The 16,224-nt window shown below is 70.5% G+C and carries 15 protein-coding genes and 1 riboswitch; of the genes, 8 read left to right on the top strand and 7 right to left on the bottom strand.

Annotation, left to right across the window (positions count from 1 at the left end; all coding sequences use genetic code 11):
- Positions 1-18: 18 nt before the first annotated feature.
- The 4 genes from GGR47_RS00960 to GGR47_RS00945 form a co-directional block, all read right to left on the bottom strand.
- Positions 19-789 (bottom strand): ABC transporter ATP-binding protein, encoded by a 771-nt coding sequence (locus GGR47_RS00960; protein WP_183949409.1) that lies wholly within the window; start codon positions 787-789, stop codon positions 19-21.
- Positions 780-1,736: a FecCD family ABC transporter permease gene (locus GGR47_RS00955; protein WP_147037173.1), complete on the bottom strand. Its 957-nt coding sequence runs from the start codon at positions 1,734-1,736 to the stop codon at positions 780-782. Before GGR47_RS00955 ends, GGR47_RS00960 begins: the two co-directional genes overlap by 10 nt.
- Complete coding sequence (locus tag GGR47_RS00950) at positions 1,733-2,530, bottom strand: ABC transporter substrate-binding protein (protein WP_147037172.1); 798 nt, start codon at positions 2,528-2,530, stop codon at positions 1,733-1,735. Before GGR47_RS00950 ends, GGR47_RS00955 begins: the two co-directional genes overlap by 4 nt.
- 425 nt (positions 2,531-2,955) lie before the next feature.
- Entirely contained in the window at positions 2,956-4,881 is a 1,926-nt protein-coding gene (locus tag GGR47_RS00945; RefSeq protein WP_147037171.1) for a TonB-dependent receptor plug domain-containing protein, read from the bottom strand.
- A gap of 136 nt (positions 4,882-5,017) precedes the next feature.
- Positions 5,018-5,224: riboswitch (cobalamin riboswitch) on the bottom strand.
- Positions 5,225-5,355: 131 nt separating this feature from the next.
- Between GGR47_RS00945 and GGR47_RS00940 the strand changes: the two genes are divergently transcribed.
- The 4 genes from GGR47_RS00940 to GGR47_RS00925 all read left to right on the top strand — a co-directional run bounded on the left by GGR47_RS00940 (position 5,356) and on the right by GGR47_RS00925 (position 9,774).
- Positions 5,356-6,213: a glucose 1-dehydrogenase gene (locus tag GGR47_RS00940; RefSeq protein ID WP_147037170.1), complete on the top strand. Its 858-nt coding sequence runs from the start codon at positions 5,356-5,358 to the stop codon at positions 6,211-6,213.
- Between the two features lie 214 nt (positions 6,214-6,427).
- Positions 6,428-8,008, top strand: coding sequence for an aldehyde dehydrogenase (NADP(+)) (locus tag GGR47_RS00935; protein ID WP_147037169.1), 1,581 nt, complete (start codon positions 6,428-6,430; stop codon positions 8,006-8,008).
- A gap of 279 nt (positions 8,009-8,287) precedes the next feature.
- Positions 8,288-9,145: a dienelactone hydrolase family protein gene (locus GGR47_RS00930; protein ID WP_147037168.1), complete on the top strand. Its 858-nt coding sequence runs from the start codon at positions 8,288-8,290 to the stop codon at positions 9,143-9,145.
- An 11-nt stretch (positions 9,146-9,156) separates the two neighbouring features.
- Positions 9,157-9,774: a glutathione S-transferase family protein gene (locus GGR47_RS00925; protein ID WP_147037167.1), complete on the top strand. Its 618-nt coding sequence runs from the start codon at positions 9,157-9,159 to the stop codon at positions 9,772-9,774.
- A gap of 207 nt (positions 9,775-9,981) precedes the next feature.
- Here GGR47_RS00925 and GGR47_RS00920 read toward each other — a convergent pair whose 3' ends face one another.
- Entirely contained in the window at positions 9,982-10,734 is a 753-nt protein-coding gene (locus GGR47_RS00920) for a hypothetical protein (RefSeq protein WP_246342832.1), read from the bottom strand.
- A 110-nt stretch (positions 10,735-10,844) separates the two neighbouring features.
- On the opposite strand from GGR47_RS00920, the gene GGR47_RS00915 reads away from it, so the two are divergent.
- From GGR47_RS00915 to GGR47_RS00905, 3 genes are read left to right on the top strand one after another with little or no spacing between them, the layout of a single operon-like run.
- Positions 10,845-11,513 carry a response regulator gene (locus GGR47_RS00915; RefSeq protein ID WP_147037473.1) on the top strand — a complete coding sequence of 223 codons (669 nt, stop codon included), beginning with the start codon at positions 10,845-10,847 and terminating at the stop codon, positions 11,511-11,513.
- Positions 11,510-12,877 (top strand): sensor histidine kinase, encoded by a 1,368-nt coding sequence (locus GGR47_RS00910; RefSeq protein WP_183949408.1) that lies wholly within the window; start codon positions 11,510-11,512, stop codon positions 12,875-12,877. The genes GGR47_RS00915 and GGR47_RS00910 overlap by 4 nt, the downstream gene beginning before the upstream one ends.
- A gap of 59 nt (positions 12,878-12,936) precedes the next feature.
- Positions 12,937-13,803 carry an SMP-30/gluconolactonase/LRE family protein gene (locus GGR47_RS00905; protein WP_147037264.1) on the top strand — a complete coding sequence of 289 codons (867 nt, stop codon included), beginning with the start codon at positions 12,937-12,939 and terminating at the stop codon, positions 13,801-13,803.
- Positions 13,804-13,923: 120 nt separating this feature from the next.
- Here the strand turns inward: GGR47_RS00905 and GGR47_RS00900 are convergent, their stop codons facing one another.
- On the bottom strand, positions 13,924-14,601 hold the full coding sequence (locus tag GGR47_RS00900) for a DUF1013 domain-containing protein (protein ID WP_116461911.1): 678 nt from the start codon (positions 14,599-14,601) through the stop codon (positions 13,924-13,926).
- A 240-nt stretch (positions 14,602-14,841) separates the two neighbouring features.
- A complete protein-coding gene (locus GGR47_RS00895) occupies positions 14,842-15,858 on the bottom strand; it encodes an NAD(P)H-quinone oxidoreductase (RefSeq protein ID WP_082049326.1) in 1,017 nt (338 codons plus the stop codon).
- A 95-nt stretch (positions 15,859-15,953) separates the two neighbouring features.
- Here GGR47_RS00895 and GGR47_RS00890 point away from each other — a divergent pair, with 95 nt between their 5' ends.
- Entirely contained in the window at positions 15,954-16,148 is a 195-nt protein-coding gene (locus GGR47_RS00890) for a DUF1192 domain-containing protein (RefSeq protein WP_017977424.1), read from the top strand.
- Positions 16,149-16,224 lie beyond the last annotated feature (76 nt).

Genomic DNA, 16,224 nt, shown 5'->3' with positions numbered 1-16,224 from the left:
ATGCCTCAGGGCCGACGGTCAGCGGACGATGCGACCGATCGGCACCATCACGCGACTGCCGGGCAGGCTGGCGACGGTGACGTCGAACACCTCGGCGATGCGCGCGGCGGTGAGGGTGCAGCTGGCCGGTCCGGCGGCGACGATGCCGCCATCGCGCAGCAGGATGACGTCGTCGGCGATGCGCGCGGCCTGCGCGAGATCGTGGAGGACGAGCACGACGCCGCGGCCGGCGACGGCGATGCCGCACAGCCGATCGAGAATGTCGATCTGATGCGCGGGATCGAGGCTGGCGAGCGGTTCGTCGGCGAGCAGCCAGTCGGGTTCGCCGGCGAGGACGCGGGCGAGCAGGACGCGCGCCCGCTCGCCGCCCGACAGATCGGCGATGGGGCGGTCGGCGAGGTCGGCGGCGTGGGTCGTGGCGAGCGCGGCGTCGATCGCGGCGCGGTCCGTGGGCGACGGGCCGGCGAAGGGCGCACGATGCGGCACGCGGCCGAGCGCGACGACATCGCGCGCGGGGACGTTCCAATGGACCGCGGCCTCCTGCGGCAAATAGCCGATGCGGCGCGCGCGCTGGCGGGGGGCGAGCGCGGCGAGCGGCGCGCCCTCCAGCGTCACGCTGCCCCCGGCCGGGGTGACGAGGCCGGCAAGCGCCTTCAGCAGCGTGCTCTTGCCCGCGCCATTGGGGCCGAGGATGACGGTGACGCGGCCGCGCCGGATTGTCGCGTCGACATCGTACAACACTCGGCGCGAGCCGAGATCGATCGACAGGCGGTTCGCGATCAGATCCATGCCCGCCCCCGATGCCGCAGCAACAGGCCTAGGAAGAAGGGCGCGCCGATCAGCGCCATAGCGACGCCGAGCCGCACCTCACCCGCGCCGGGTGCGAGGCGGCAGAGGCTGTCGGCGACCAGCACCAGCGCCGCGCCGCCGAGGCCGCTCGGCAGCAGCAGCGCCGACGGGCGGTGGCCGAAGACGGGGCGGAGCAGGTGCGGCACGACAAGCCCGACGAAACCGATCACGCCGGTCGCCGCGACGCCCGCGCCGACGCCGAGGCCGGTGCCGAGCACAACCAGCGCCTGGACACGGCCGAGCCGGATGCCGAGCGAACGGGCCGCCCCCTCCCCCAGCGTCAGCGCGTCGAGCGCGGGGCCGGCCGCAGCGAGCAGGATCGTGCCGACGATCAGGAAAGGCGCGGCGCGGGCAAGGTCGGCGAGGCCGCGGTCGGTGAGCGCGCCCATCAGCCAGTCGAGCACGCCTGCCACCGCATAGGGGTTTGGTGCGATCGAGATGAGGAAGGCGGTGAGCGCGCCCGCAAGGCTCGACAAGACCGTGCCGGCGAGGATGAAGGCGACCGGGTCCGCGTTGCGCCAGGTCAGCGCGACGAGCAGCAGCATCGACGCGACCGCCGCGCTCATTGCCGCGGCGAAGATGCCGAGGCTGGACGCGCCGGCATAGAGGATAGCCGCGACCGCGCCGAAGGCGGCGGAGGACGATACGCCGATCACGGCGGGGTCGGCGAGCGGGTTGCGCAGGAAGCCCTGCAGCACCGCCCCCGACACGCCGAGCATCGCGCCGAGCAGCAGACCGAGCAGCGCGCGCGGCAGGCGCAGTTCGAGGAAGATGGCGGTGGCGGCGTCGCTGCCCCAGGGCAGCCACTGCTTGCCGGCGACCAGCGACAGCGCGAAGCCGGCGACGACGAGCGCGGCAAGGCCTGTGAGGCGGAGCCCGCGGCTCATGACAGCAGCTGCGCGCGGATCGCGGACAGGCGGCGCAGCGCGGGGACGATGGTGGGGCCACCGCAGTTCATCAACTGGCGTGGAAACCGCACCTCCGCGACATGCGCGCCGCTGCGGGCGAGGATGCGGCGGCGCAACTCGGCCGTGCGGCCGTCGCCGTCGCTGAGGATCAGTGCGGGCGGATGCGCGACGATGGTTTCGATCGGCAGCGTACCGGTGAAGGCGAGGCCGTAATCGGCGGCGGCGTTGCGCAGACCGGCGCGGGTCATCAGGTCGTCGAGCAGCGTACCGCCGCCATTGGCGAGGTCGCCCGAGATATAGAGCAACGCGGCGGGCTTCGCGCCGGTCGCGGGCGGGATCGCGCTCTGCATCGCACGGACCATCGCCGCGCCGCGCGCGGGAACGCCGACGGCGGTGGCGATCTGCATCACCTGCGCTTCGCTGGCGGCGATCGTGGCGGGGGAATCGAGGGTGAGCACCTTCAGCCCGGCGCGGTCATAGGCGGCGCGGGTCGCGGCGGGGGCGAAGGTGTCGGTGACGACGAGATCGGGGTGGCGCGCGATCACCTCTTCGGCGGTGCCGGCGGTCGCGGGATAGCGGCGCGCGAGGGCGAGCGGCATCGAGGTCGCGGCCGGATCGTGCGAATAATGGCTGACCGCGGCGAGCCGATCGGGCGCGATCTGCGCCAGAATCGCGTCGGCGCAGGGGTTGGTGGAGACGATGCCGCCTTGCCGGGGGGCGGAGGCGCAGGCGGTGAGGGTGAGGGCCGCGCTCAGCCACACTCCCGCCGTCACCCCGGACTTGGTCCGGGGTCCACCGGGCCGCAGGGGCGCCGCCTGAGCCTCTTGCCGTCCCCCTCGCCGCAGAGTGGACCCCGGACCAAGTCCGGGGTGACGGAGTGTGTGGGGCAAGCGGTTGCGCACCCGAACGGCCAGCCCTCGCCACGGCGCAGTGCCGCCGGTGAATATCAGCGCGGTGACCCGTCCCACCCACCCCGTCATCCCCGCGAAGGCGGGGATCCAGACTGGCTGGCGTTGCGGCGCTTGCGAGACGGTAGCGCGTTTGGATTCCCGCCTTCGCGGGAATGACGGAAGGAAGGTAAGCACAGACGACAGCAGACGACGACCCTCACCCTTCCGGCGCTGCGCGCCTCCCTCCCTCTCCCATCGGGAGAGGAAAGAGCCGGCAACATCGGCGAAGGGTGAGGGTGGACGTGTCATCAATCCAGCTTCACGCGCACGCCGCCATAGGCCGCGCGGCCGTAGGTGCCGTATTCGGCCACCGTCTGGTAGCGGGCGTCGGTGACGTTATCGATGCGGCCGTAGATCGACAGGCGGTCGCCGATCGGCAGTTCGGCGCGGACGCTAGCCAGCGCATAGCCGTCGACGCGCACGCGGCTGCCGTAGCTGTCACTGTCGAAGCTGTCGCCGACGATCTGCACGGTGCCACCGATACCCAGACCGAACGGCAGGCGATAGTCGACGACGAACGCCGCGGTTTCCTTGGGCCGGCGCAGCAGATCGGTGCGGAAGGCGGTGCCGGGCGTGCGGTTTTCCGCATCGATGTACGACACGTTCGCCGAGACGGTCAGCGCATCGACCGGACGCAGGCCGATCGCGAACTCCACGCCCTCGGCTTGGGTGCGCTGGATGTTGTCGTAGACGCCGAACGGGCGGTTGACGCAGATCGAGCCGGTGGTGGTCTGCTCGGCGCCCGAGCAGCCGCGGAAGCTGATCTGGTTGCGCGTGTCGCGGTTGAAATAGGTCGCCGAGACGCGGGCGCGGCCGTCGAGCAGCGCCTGTTCGATGCCGGCATCCCAGTTGCGCGCGGTTTCCGGATCGAGGCGCGTGTTCCCGTACGGGCTGTAGAGCTGGTACAGGGTCGGCGCCTTGAAGCCTTCGCCATAGCTCGCCCGCAGCGTCGTGCCGGTGCGCAGCGCCAGCGCGGCGTCGGCGCCGAAGGTGGTGTGGTTACCGAACGTCTCATGATCGTCGTTGCGGATGCCGCCGGTGAAGGTCAGCGCGTCGAACGGCTTCACGATCGCTTCGCCATAGACGCTGGTGATGCCGACCGAGCGGCGCAGGCTCGAATCACGATAGCGGCTGTCTTCATGCTCGACGCCGGCAACGATGCGGACCTGATCGATCGGCTGGTAATCGCCCTGATATTCGTAGCGTTCCGAGCGGCCGCGGAACGGCGACGGCGTGGCGCCGGGCTTAGCATAGGTGTCGCGGTTGATGTCGGCGATGGTGAAGGCGACGCGGTTGCGGAACGTGCCGAAATTGGCGTGCAGGCCGGCATAGCCGTACAGCTCGTTCGCGGTCGAGAAGCTGGGGTCGTCGGCGAGGATATAGTTCGGCGCAGGATAGCCGTCGGTCTGCGTCTTGCTGTCCGCCCAATAGCCGCGCAGGTCGAGGCCGATGCCGTCGGTGAAGTCGACGCCCAGGCGGCCGGTCGCGCCATATTGGCGATAGCCGTCACGCTCGGTGCCGTTGGCCGCGGCCGAGATGCCGTCGCTGCGCAGATAGCCGCCGGTCAGCGCGCCGGAGATCGCACCGCTGCGACCCGAGATGCCGCCTTGCGCGTAAAGGCTGTCGGCATAGCCATATTCGGCGCTGGCGCGCGCCTTCAGCCGCTCGGTGGGTTCTTCGGTGATGACGTTGACGACGCCGCCGATCGCCTGGCTGCCCCAGGGGACCGAATTGGGGCCGCGCAGCACTTCGATGCGCTGGACGCTGGCCGACAGCAGGTTCGCGAAGTCGAAGCCGCCGCCGGGCGACGAGGGATCGTTGACGCGTACGCCGTCGATCACGACCAGCGTCTGCTCCGCCTCGGCGCCGCGCAAACGCACGCCGGTGAAGCCGCCTAGGCTGCCGTTGCGCGTCACGGTGACGCCGGGCGTGGTCGACAGCAGGTCGGCGACCGACACGGTCTGGCGGCGATCGATCTCGTCGCGGGTGATGACGGTCACGGCCTGGCCGACTTCGGCAGCGGGCTGGGCGACGCGGGTCGCGGTGACAACGATGTCGTCGCTGTTGGCAGGATCGGCGGTCGGCGCGATCTGCGCGGCGGCGGGCGCGGCGAGCAGCAGGCAGAGCGTCAACAGCGACGGACGGACAACGGAAACGGATAGGCGAACAGTCATTGGGCACACCCCTTATGACCGCACGCGACGGATCGCGCGCGGCGGCCTTTTTGACCGCGCGCGACCATTCGCGCACGGCGGATGTCGCTCGCATCGAGGGGGTTCCCTCGTCCGCCCGGCACACCCCGTCCGCGCGAAGGATCGACGGCGAAAGGCAGGTCTCCTGGCTTCCGGGTCGTCGCCTGTGTCCCCGCCTTCCCAGATCCGTCGCGGACCCAGTGGCTCGATGGGGACCGGCTCGCCGGTCACAGTTGCGGGGGCAGCGCCGGATCCACGCCTCCCGTTGCGCATCCCGGCTTCCCTTTTGACCCCGTCTCCGGGGACCTTTCACGGCCCGGCCCTTACGGTCAGACGGGCCGAGGCGTCAATGCCGCGCCGCCGCGGTGCCGGTGTCGGGGGCGACTTCATTGATCCAGGTTGATGTGCCGGAACGGGTCAGCACGCGATCGGTTGGCCGGAGCGAAGGAGTGCCCCATGACCGATTACCCCACCCCGCCCTATCCCGAACAGCAGCAGGCGATCCCCGGCCGTACCGAGGCGATGGACCCGCGCCCCGACCATGGCGAGTCGAGCTACAAGGGCTCCGGGCGCCTCGCCGGCAAGAAGACGATCGTCACCGGCGGCGACAGCGGCATCGGCCGCGCGGTCGCCCTGGCCTTTGCGCGCGAAGGCGCCGACGTGCTGATCGCCTATCTCGACGAACATGACGATGCCGAGGCAACCAAGGCGCTGGTCGAGGCGGAGGGGCGGCAGGCGGTGCTGGTCGCGGGCGACCTGTCGCACCCCGATCAGTGCCGCGCCGTGATCGCCAAGGCGGTGGAGGCGTTCGGCCGGATCGACGTGCTGGTCAACAACGCCGCGCACCAGCGCAGCTTCGAGACGCTGGAAGATATCGCCGACGAGGAATGGCAGCTGACCTTCGCCACCAACATCCATTCCATGTTCTATCTGTCGAAGGCCGCGGTCGCGCACATGGGCGAAGGCGCGTCGATCATCAACACGACGTCGATCAACGCGCAGGACCCCAATCAGCAGCTGCTCGCCTATGCGACGACGAAGGGCGCGATCTACAATTTCACATCCGGGCTGGGGCAGATGCTCGCGGAGCGGAAGATCCGCGTGAATGCGGTGGCACCGGGGCCGGTATGGACGCCGCTGATCCCGTCGACGATGCCGCCTGAAGCGGTGAAGACGTTCGGCGAGAACACGCCGCTCGGCCGCGCTGCGCAACCGGCGGAGCTGGCGCCCGCCTATGTGCTGCTGGCGAGCGATGAATCGAGTTATATCACCGGCGCGACGATTCCAGTGACGGGCGGGCGGGCGTTTTTGTAAACGCTGCCCATTCACCCCACCCCCGTTCGCCCTGAGCCTGTCGAAGGGCGCGTTGCCACAGGCGACGGCGCGCATGTGGCACCCCGTGCTCCGACACGCTCAGCACGAACGGGTGGTGGGGAATGGGTAGCGACACCCGAACAATCGGTCATTGTCCGCAGCGTCGTGCCACCCTACAATTAGTCAGACATTATCTTCGATACGAGGCACATCCATGATCGACGGCGCCCTGCTGATCGGCGGCGACACTCGCCAGGCCGAGACCCGTTTCACCGCGGTCAACCCTGCGACCGGCGAGACGCTGACCCCCGATTTCTCGTCGGCGGGTGCCGATGCGGTGGCGGAGGCGTGTGCGCTGGCCGATGCCGCCTTCCCCGCCTTTGCCGCGACCGATCCCGAGACGCGCGCCGCGTTCCTCGAGCGGATCGCCGACAATATTGTGGGACTCGGCGACGACCTGATCGTGCGCGCAATGGCGGAAAGCGGCCTGCCACGCATGCGGCTGGAGGGCGAGCGCGGGCGGACCGTCGGCCAGTTGAAGCTGTTCGCGGGCGTGGTGCGCCAGGGCGACTTCCTCGACGCGACGATCGATCCCGCCCTGCCGGATCGTGCGCCGCTGCCGCGCCCCGACCTGCGCCGCGTCAATGTCGCGATCGGGCCGGTCGCGGTGTTCGGCGCATCGAATTTCCCGCTCGCCTTTTCGGTCGCGGGCGGCGACACGGCCTCGGCGCTCGCTGCGGGTTGCCCGGTGGTGGTGAAGGGCCATCCGGCGCACCCGGGCACCGGCGAGCTGGTCGCACGGGCGATCGCCCAAGCGGTGAAGGACAGCGGCCTGCCCGCGGGCGTCTTCTCCTATCTGCCCGGCGAGACGAACGAACTGGGGGCTGCGCTGGTGCGCGATCCGCGTATCCAGGCGGTGGGCTTCACCGGATCGCGTGGCGGGGGCCTGGCGCTGGTCCGCATCGCCGCCGAGCGCGAAGAGCCGATCCCGGTCTATGCCGAAATGTCGAGCATCAACCCGGTCGTGCTGTTCCCCGCCGCGCTTGCCTTGCGGGGCGAGGCGCTGGGCAAGGAATTCGTCGCGTCGCTGACGATGGGCGCGGGCCAGTTCTGCACCAACCCCGGTCTGGTGCTGGCGATCGACGGCCCCGATCTCGATGCGTTCATCGCCTCCGCCGCGGCGGCGATGACCGACGCGGCACCGGCGACGATGCTGACGCCGGGTATCCATGCGAGCTTCGAACAGGGCGTCGATGCGCTTGCCGGCCATGATGCGGTGAAAACCGTCGCGCGGGGCAAGGTGGGCGATGGCGTCAACCAGGCGGTCGGCGCGATCTTCGACACGACGGCCGAGGCGTTCCTGGCCGACCGCGCGCTGAGCCATGAGGTGTTCGGATCGTCGTCGGTCGTCGTGCGCTGCTGCGACATGGCGGAGATCGCGCGCGTCATCGCCGGGCTGGAAGGCCAGCTGACCGCGACGCTGCAGATGGATGCCGCCGACGAGGCCGATGCCGCGCGGCTCGTGCCGGTGATCGCGCGCCGCGTGGGTCGCATCCTCGCCAATGGCTGGCCGACGGGTGTCGAGGTCGCGCCGGCGATGGTGCATGGCGGGCCCTTCCCGGCGACGAGCGACGGGCGCACGACGTCGGTCGGTACGCTCGCCATCGCGCGCTACCTGCGGCCGGTGTGCTTCCAGAACCTCAGCGCCGCGCTGCTGCCGGCGGCGGTGCGTGACGCCAATCCGTGGGGTATCGCGCGGCGGCTGGACGGCAAGCGTGAGGCGAGCCCGCGGTAAGGGTTGCTCCCCTTCCGTCACCCCGGACTCGGTCCGGGGTCCACTCTGCGGCGAGGGGGTTGGTTCGAGCCTCTTACCATCCCCCTGCGGCTCAGTGGACCCCGGACCGAGTCCGGGGTGACGGGGTGGGCGGGGCGGCCGTCACTCCCCCACCTGTCGTCATCCCTGCGGAGGCGGGAATGACCGGGTGGTGGAGGAAAGCGTTGGGTCCACACGCTTTTCCGGCTGGAGCCACGGCCCGCACTCGATTAGCCTCCCCACAACATCAGGAGAGGCCGCATGTGCGACGAGATCACCGAAGCCGATAACGCCACCCATCTCACCCGCCGCCAATTGGGCGCGTCTGCCGGTGCGGTGGGCATGGCGGCGTTGCTGCCGACCTCGGCCGACGCCAAACCCGTGAAGGGCCGCGACGTCACGATCACGACGCCCGACGGCCAGTGCGACGCCTATTTCACCGCGCCGGCCAGCGGCAAGCATCCCGGCGTGCTGATGTGGCCCGACATCATGGGGCTGCGGCCGGCGTTCCGGCAGATGGCGGACCGGCTGGCAGGCGAAGGCTATGCGGTGCTGGTCGTCAATCAATTCTATCGGTCGACCAAGTCGCCGATCGTCCAGCCCGGCGAATCGTTCGACCAGCCCGCGGTGCGCGACAAGATCATGCCGTGGCGTGCGGCGCTGACCGCGGATGCGGTAACGCGCGACGGGACGACCTTCGTCACCTTCCTCGACAAGCAGAAGGAGGTCGACACCAAGCGGCCCATCGGCAGCGCGGGCTATTGCATGGGCGGGCCGATGGTGCTGCGCACCGCCGCCGCGGTGCCGAACCGCGTGCATGCCGGCGCATCCTTCCATGGCGCCGGCCTCGTCAGCGAGGCGGCGGACAGCCCGCACCGGCTGATCCCGAAGCTTGCCGGCGGCTACCTGATCGCAATCGCCAGCAACGACGATGCCCGCAGCCCCAACGACAAGACCGTGCTGCGCGACGCCTTCGCCGCGGCGAAGCGACCGGCGGAGATCCAGGTCTATGCCGACGCGATGCACGGCTGGTGCGTCATCGACAGCAAGGTCTACAACCAACCGCAGGCCGAACGCGCCTGGGGCCGGATGCTTGACCTGTTCCGCAAGCAGCTCTGAAGGAACGCCCGATGCCCGCCGATCTGACGCTCTACACCAACCCGATGTCGCGCGGCCGGATCGCGCGCTGGATGCTCGAGGAAACCGGCGCGCCTTATGACGTCGTGCTGCTCGATTATGCGACGACGATGAAGGCCGAGCCGTATCGGTCGATCAACCCGATGGCCAAGGTGCCCGCGATCGTCCATCGCGGCCATGTGGTGACCGAAGGCGCGGCGATCTGCGCCTATTGCGCCGACGCCTTTCCGGACGCGGGTCTGGCGCCGACCGATGACGAGCGCGCGGATTATTACCGCTGGTTGTTCTTCGCCGCCGGGCCGGCCGAGCAGGCGATCACCAACCGATCGATGGGCGTCGCGCCGACCGCGGAGCAGCAGCGGATGGCGGGATACGGCAATTACGATCGCATGGTTGACGTGCTGGAGCGCGCGGTCGCGGCGCATCCGTATATCGCCGGCGATCGCTTCACCGCCGCGGACGTCTATGTCGGGGCGCAGGTAATGTGGGGGCTGCAATTCGGGTCACTGCCCAAGCGCGCGGCGTTCGAGGAATATGCGGGCCGGTTGGCGAGCCGCGAGGCGCTGGTCCGCGCGGCGGCGCTGGACGATGCGGCGGTCGCCGCGGGGTAAAGCCGTCTGGGATTCGCGTGACGGCCATTTGGTCACGCGAAGACGCTAAGACGCGAAGGGGGCGCGCCTGCCGCACGCGCGGCCGTTTCCGTCACGATCCGATGGGCAGGGTCGAGCGTAGCCCGGAACGCGCCATCGTCGCGTCTTCGCGTCTTTGCGTGACCATAGGAAAAGCCGGCCACCCATAAGGGCAGCCGGCTCGTCAGATCAGCGCGCCGGAGCGGCGGGCGGCGGCGCGGTGGGCGCGCCTGCCGCGGGGGCCGGCAGACGAGCGCCTGCGGGCGGAGGCACCGGGGCGCCTGCGGGCGGCGGCACCGGGGCGCCAGCAGCCGGCGGAGCGCCCGCTCCACCCGGCGGCGGGGGCGGCGGGGCGACACCGTTCGCGCCGGCAGGCGGCGGCGGCGGTGCGCCGGTCGGACCGGCTCCGGCAGGGCTAGTGCCGGGCGGCGGCGGCGGGGGCGCACCGGCGGGGGCGGCACCCGGCGGGGGCGGCGGCGGGCCGGCAGAGCCAGCGCCCGGAGGCGGGGGCGGTGCGCCGGGGCCGTGCGGCGGGTGCGCCGGACCGACCGCCTCGACCGCACCATTCGGGCCGACGAGGAATTGCGCCCGCAGCTGGCCCTGGTCGTAGCGGCCCTGCACCATCACCGGCGCGCCGGTGGTGAGGTTGCTCGCGCCATCGGGTCCGGCGTCGATCATCGCGCGGCCGCTGCCGTCCTGCACGACGATGCGGTTGCCGAACACCTCGGCGACGCGGCCCTTCACCGTGACAATGCCGCTGCTCGAGGCGAGCTTGGCGATCGGCGTGGCGACGGTCGGCGCCATTTCGATCGACGGCCGCGTCATCGCCATCGCGCCGGCGCCGCCCGCGCTCGCGGCGAGCACCACCACTGCGCCCAGCGCCGCCCATTGGCGATGCTCCAGCGTCAGTTTTTCCTTCATACGCTTCGTGAACCTACCCATCTGTCGTCTCCTTGGGGGTCGATGAGGGGGTTCTACCGATTCGCAGCCGACGCCCGCTGAACCATGCGGTTCAGTTTCGGTTTAGGCAGGGGCCATAGGTGACGGGTGTCATGCGGATATTGCTGGTCGAGGACGATGACGAACTGGGCCCCGCGATCGCGCGCGCGCTGCGGGCCGAACATTGCGCGGTCGACTTGATCGCCGACGGCATCGACGCCGCGCATCTGGGCGAGACCGAAGCCTATGACGCGGCGGTGCTCGACCTGGGCCTCGCCGGTAAGGACGGCATCACGGTCTTGCGCGAATGGCGCGCGGCGGGGCGCGCGCTGCCGGTGCTGATCCTGACCGCGCGCGATGGCTGGTCGGACAAGGTCGCCGGGTTCAAGGCGGGCGCCGACGATTATCTGGTCAAGCCGTTCCGCGTCGAGGAACTGATGATGCGGCTGCGCGCGCTGGTCCGCCGCGCTGCCGGCCATGCGCAGCCGGTGCTGACCTGCGGGCCCTTGTCGTTCGATACGCACATCGGGCATTTCGAGCTCGACGGCCTGCCACTGAAGCTGACCGCGTTCGAATGGCGCGTGCTGTCGGCGCTGATGCTGCGCAAGGAGGCGGTGATCGAGCGGCTCGACCTGCTCGAGCGCGTCTACGAAGGCGATGCCGATGTCGATTCGAACAGCCTGGAGGTCATCGTCGGCCGGCTGCGTCGTAAGATCGGCGCCGACCGGATCGAGACGATCCGCGGGCGCGGGTATCGGCTGACGTGCGGCGGCGGATCATGATGCCGCGGTCGTTGCAGGGACGGATGCTGCTGTTGTCGGCGGTGGCGATCCTGGCGGCGCTGGGCATCGCCGGCTGGGCGATCGCGGGCGTGCTGGAGCGCGTCGTCACCGAAGGCATCGACCGGCGGCTGGATGCCGAAATCGCGTTGATGGCGAGCGTCGTCGATGGCGACGGCCGGGTCGATCGCGCGGCCCTGGCGCAGCGACAGGGGGCGCTGGACGCGGGGCGCGACTGGTTGTGGCGGATCGAGGCGCCGGGCGGCGCCATCGGCTCGACCGACCGGTTCGTGCCCCGGCCCGACGCCGCGCGGCCCGGCCCGCGCCTGCCGGGACCGCCCGGTCCGCCACCACCGGGCGCGGCGCCGCTGCCGGATGGAGGGCCGCAGGGCGTGGACGGCACCGATGCCAGCGGCGTGCGCCTGCATGCGCGACGGCTGGTGCTGACGACGCGCAGCGGCCCGGTGACGCTGATCGCCGCCGCGCCGCGCGGGGTGATCGCGCGGCCGCTGCGCGAGGCGCTGGTGCCGTTGCTCGCCGCGCTGGCGATCCTCGCCGGACTGCTCGCGACGGCGACGCTGGTGCAGCTGCGGCTGGGACTGAAGCCGCTCGCCCGACTGCGCGCGCAGCTCGCCGCGATCCGCGCGGGCGAAGCGGAGCGGGTCGATGAGGACCAGCCCGTCGAGCTGCAGGGCCTTGCCGCCGAACTCAATGCGCTCGCCGCGGATCGCGCGCAGGCGCTCGCCACCGCGCGCCAGTCCGCCGCCAACCTCGCCCATGCGCTGAAGACGCCGGTCGCAACGCTGGCGTTGCGGCTCCGCGCAGATGCGGAGGGGGCCGCGCAGGTCGAGCGGATCGACGCGACGATCCGCCATCACCTCGCCCGTGCCCGTGCCGGTGTGGTCGATACGCGCGCCAGCACCGCGGTGCGCCCCGCGGTCGATGATCTGGTGCAGGCGATTGGGCGGCTGCACGGCGACCGTGGTCTGGCGATCACCGCCGACGTCCGCGGCGATCCAGTCGCGGCGATCGAGCCGCAGGATTTCGACGAACTGCTCGGCAATCTGCTCGACAATGCTGCGCAGCATGCCCGCAGCATGGTGCAGGCGTCCGCATCGCTCGACCCGGCGGATGCGCGGCGGCTGGTGCTGACCGTCACCGACGACGGCCCCGGCATTCCCGAAGAAGAGCGCAGCCGCGTCACCCAGGCGGGCGTGCGGCTGGACGAACGCGGCGAAGGCCACGGCTTCGGCCTGGCGATCGTGCGCGAGCTGGCCAGCCTGCATGGCGGCGCGTTGACGCTGGATGCCCGCGAGGGCGGTGGCCTCGTCGCGCGGGTTTCCCTGCCGGCGCGTGCATTTGTCTGACTAGACGCCGGCCGCGCGAGCGGGAATGGTGCGCGGGACAGACGAGAGGATGATTCCCGATGCACCATGATGTTCGATCCGTCCTGCCGGTCCAGGCAACGCTGGGCGAGGGCCCGGTGTGGATCGGCCGCGACGCCGCCCTGTGGTTCGTCGACATCAAGCAGCGCCACGTCCACCGCTTCGATCCGGCGACCGGCACCGCGCATCGCTGGGACGCGCCCGAGCAGGTCGGCTGGGTATTGCCCGCCATGGACGGTGGCATGATCGCCGGGTTGCAGAGCGGCCTGTATCGCTTCGATCCCGCCGACGGCACCTTCCGCCCGCATGCCACGCCCGATGGCCATCCGACGCACAACCGGCTGAACGATGCGGCAACCGATTCGCACGGCCGCATCTGGTTCGGGACGATGGACGATGGCGAGAGCGCCGATACCGGTCGGCTGTTCGCGCATCACGGCGGCGCGATCCGATGCAGCGGTCTGCCGGCCGTGACGATCACCAACGGGCCGGCGGTGCATGGATCGACGCTCTACCACACCGATACGCTGGGCAAGACGATCTGGCGCGCGGCGATCCGCGACGACGGCACGCTGGGGCCGGAAGAGCGCTTCGTCACGATCGAGGAGGGGGCGGGCTGGCCCGACGGATCGGTCGCGGACGCGGACGGGTGCCTGTGGGTCGCTTTGTGGGGCGGCTGGGGTGTCCGCCGCTACGATCCCGCGGGTCAGCTGATGGGGACGGTGCAAATGCCGGCGTCGAACATCACCAAGATCGCGTTCGGCGGGCCCGATCTGCGCACGGCCTACGCAACGAGCGCGCGCAAGGGGCTGGATGCGGCGGCGCTGGCCGAGCAGCCCGAGGCGGGGAATCTGTTCGCCTTCGATCCGGGCGTGGCGGGCGTAGCGGTGACGCCCGCAGTGGTGTGAGGGGGGCAGAGCGAACCGCCCATCATGATCGTCACCCCGGGCTCGACCCGGGGTCCCGCTTCTTTTCAGGCCGCTCGCAGAAGCGGGACCCCGGCTCTTCGGCCGGGGTGACGGGCTAGATCAGCGCTTGAACGGATCCTGGAACAGCGCCTGTGCGGCCGCTGCCGGATCGTTCTCGTACGAGTCGACCTCGCGGTTCGCCGCGTCGCGCTCGGCGCGGAGCGAAGCGATCAGCGCCTCGCGGTCGCCTTCCAGGCGGGTGTCGGCCGGGGCGGCTTCGCCCGTGCCCTTCGATGCCTTGGCGACCGCGGCGTCGAGTTCGCGCTGCGTCGTCAGGCCCAGCGTCACCGGGTCCTTGGGCGTGATGTTGGCGATGTTCCAATGGCTGCGATCGCGGATCGCCGCGATCGTCGTGCGGGTGGTGCCGATCAGGTTGCTGATCGCGCCATCGGTGATTTCCGGATGGTTGCGGATGATCCAGGCGATGCCATCGGGCTTGTCCTGACGCTTCGACACCGGCGTGTAGCGCGGGCCCTTGGTGCGGCGGACCTGCTCGGGGCCCTTGATCATCTTCAGGCGATAGGCGGGGTCGGCCTGGCCCTTGTCGATTTCGTCCTGCGTCAGCTCGTGCGCACGCACCGGATCGCGGCCGGTCAGCTTGGTCGCAGCGGTGTCGTCGGCGATCGCCTGCACTTCGAGGATGTGGAGACCGCAGAAGTCCGCGATCTGATCGAACGACAGCGAGGTGTTGTCGACCAGCCAGGAAGCGGTCGCATGGGGCATGAGCGGCTGGGCCACGGGAAAACTCCGTCGGAAATAAATAGGGCCGCCCCATCCGGAGCGGCCTGCTGCACCCTTCGATGTACGGTACGCGCACGCGAAGGGCAAGGCGTGTGGTGGAATTGCGCGGTTTTCTCGCCGGGATCCCGGCCTTGAGCCGGGATCCCGCTTCTTCTTTATCTGTGGGCAACAGCGGGACCCCGGATCAAGTCCGGGGTGACGGGGGCCTTACGCCTGGGGCGTCCATGTGCAGCCTCCTCACACCGTCAGCACGATCTTGCCCACATGGTCGCCCTCTTCCATTCGCGCATGCGCTGCGGCGGCGTCGGCCAGCGGGAAGACCTTGTCGATCACCGGACGCAGGCGGCCCGCCTCGACGTGCGGCCAGACGGTGCGCGCGATTTCGTCGGCGACCAGCGTCTTGAACGCAGTGTCGCGCGGGCGCAGCGTCGATCCGGTCAGCGTCAGGCGGCGGCGCATGATCTCGAAGATCGGGATCGTCGCGGTCGGGCCGCCCTGTACCGCGATCGAGACGTGGCGGCCGTCGTCGGCGAGGCATTGCAGGTTGCGTGGCACATAGTCGCCGCCGACCATGTCGATGACCGCGGTGACGCCCTTGCCGTCGGTGATCGCCTTCACGCGTTCGACGAAATCTTCGGTCTTATAATTGATCGCATGCGCCGCGCCGAGGTCCAGCGCGCGGGCGCATTTGGCGTCCGATCCGGCGGTGACGATGATCGTCATGCCGAACAATTGGCCCAAGGCGATCGCCATCGTGCCGATGCCGCTGGTGCCGCCATGGACCAGCACGCTGTCGCCCTCGGTCGCGAAAGCGCGTTCGAACAGGTTGGTCCACACGGTGAAGAGCGTTTCGGGGATCGCCGCGGCGTGGACCATGTCGAGCCCGTGCGGCACCGGCAGGCACTGGCCGGCGGGCGCGACCGCATATTCGGCATAGCCGCCGCCTGCGATCAGCGCGCAGACCGGCTGGCCGATCATCGTATCCTCGACACCCTCGCCCACGGCGACGACGGTGCCGGAAACCTCCAGTCCCATGATCGATGGCGCCCCCGGCGGCGGTGGGTAGCCGCCCTTGCGCTGCAGCACGTCGGGCCGGTTCACCCCGGCCGCGGCGACGCGGATCAGCACCTCGCCCGATTGCGGCTGCGGCACCGGGCGTTCCACCAGCCGCAGCACCTCCGGTCCGCCATGCGCCTCTGGATCGATCGCCTGCATCGTCGCGGGGATCGTTGCCCCGTGCTGCCGTTCGTCCATCCGCCCATCCTGTCCCTGTTGCCCGCCGCAAACGCAGCGCGCGCCCTATGGTGCCTTATTGACATCGCACCGGCGGGGGTCAACGTTAGCGCGTGATGGATATGGACGACGCCCCCTCCCGTCCCGACGACGCCCTCGGCCTGCTGCTGCGGCAGGATCTCGACCCGCTGTCGGTCGCCGAGCTGGAGGCGCGCATCGCCGCGCTGGAGGGCGAGATCGCGCGCACCCGGCGGCATATCGAACGCTCCGTTAACCATCGCGCAAGCGCCGACGCGCTATTCCGGCGATGAGCGACGCGCGCACCGGATCGGGTTCCCGCCAGCCCCGCCCGGTGTGCCGCCCGCCGCTTGATGCACGGCCCAACGA

Source organism: Sphingomonas aquatilis (genome assembly GCF_014196115.1).
Taxonomy (GTDB): Bacteria; Pseudomonadota; Alphaproteobacteria; order Sphingomonadales; family Sphingomonadaceae; genus Sphingomonas; species Sphingomonas aquatilis.
Note: the sequence above shows the minus strand (reverse complement) of the source record. Positions and strands in the feature narration are given on the sequence as shown.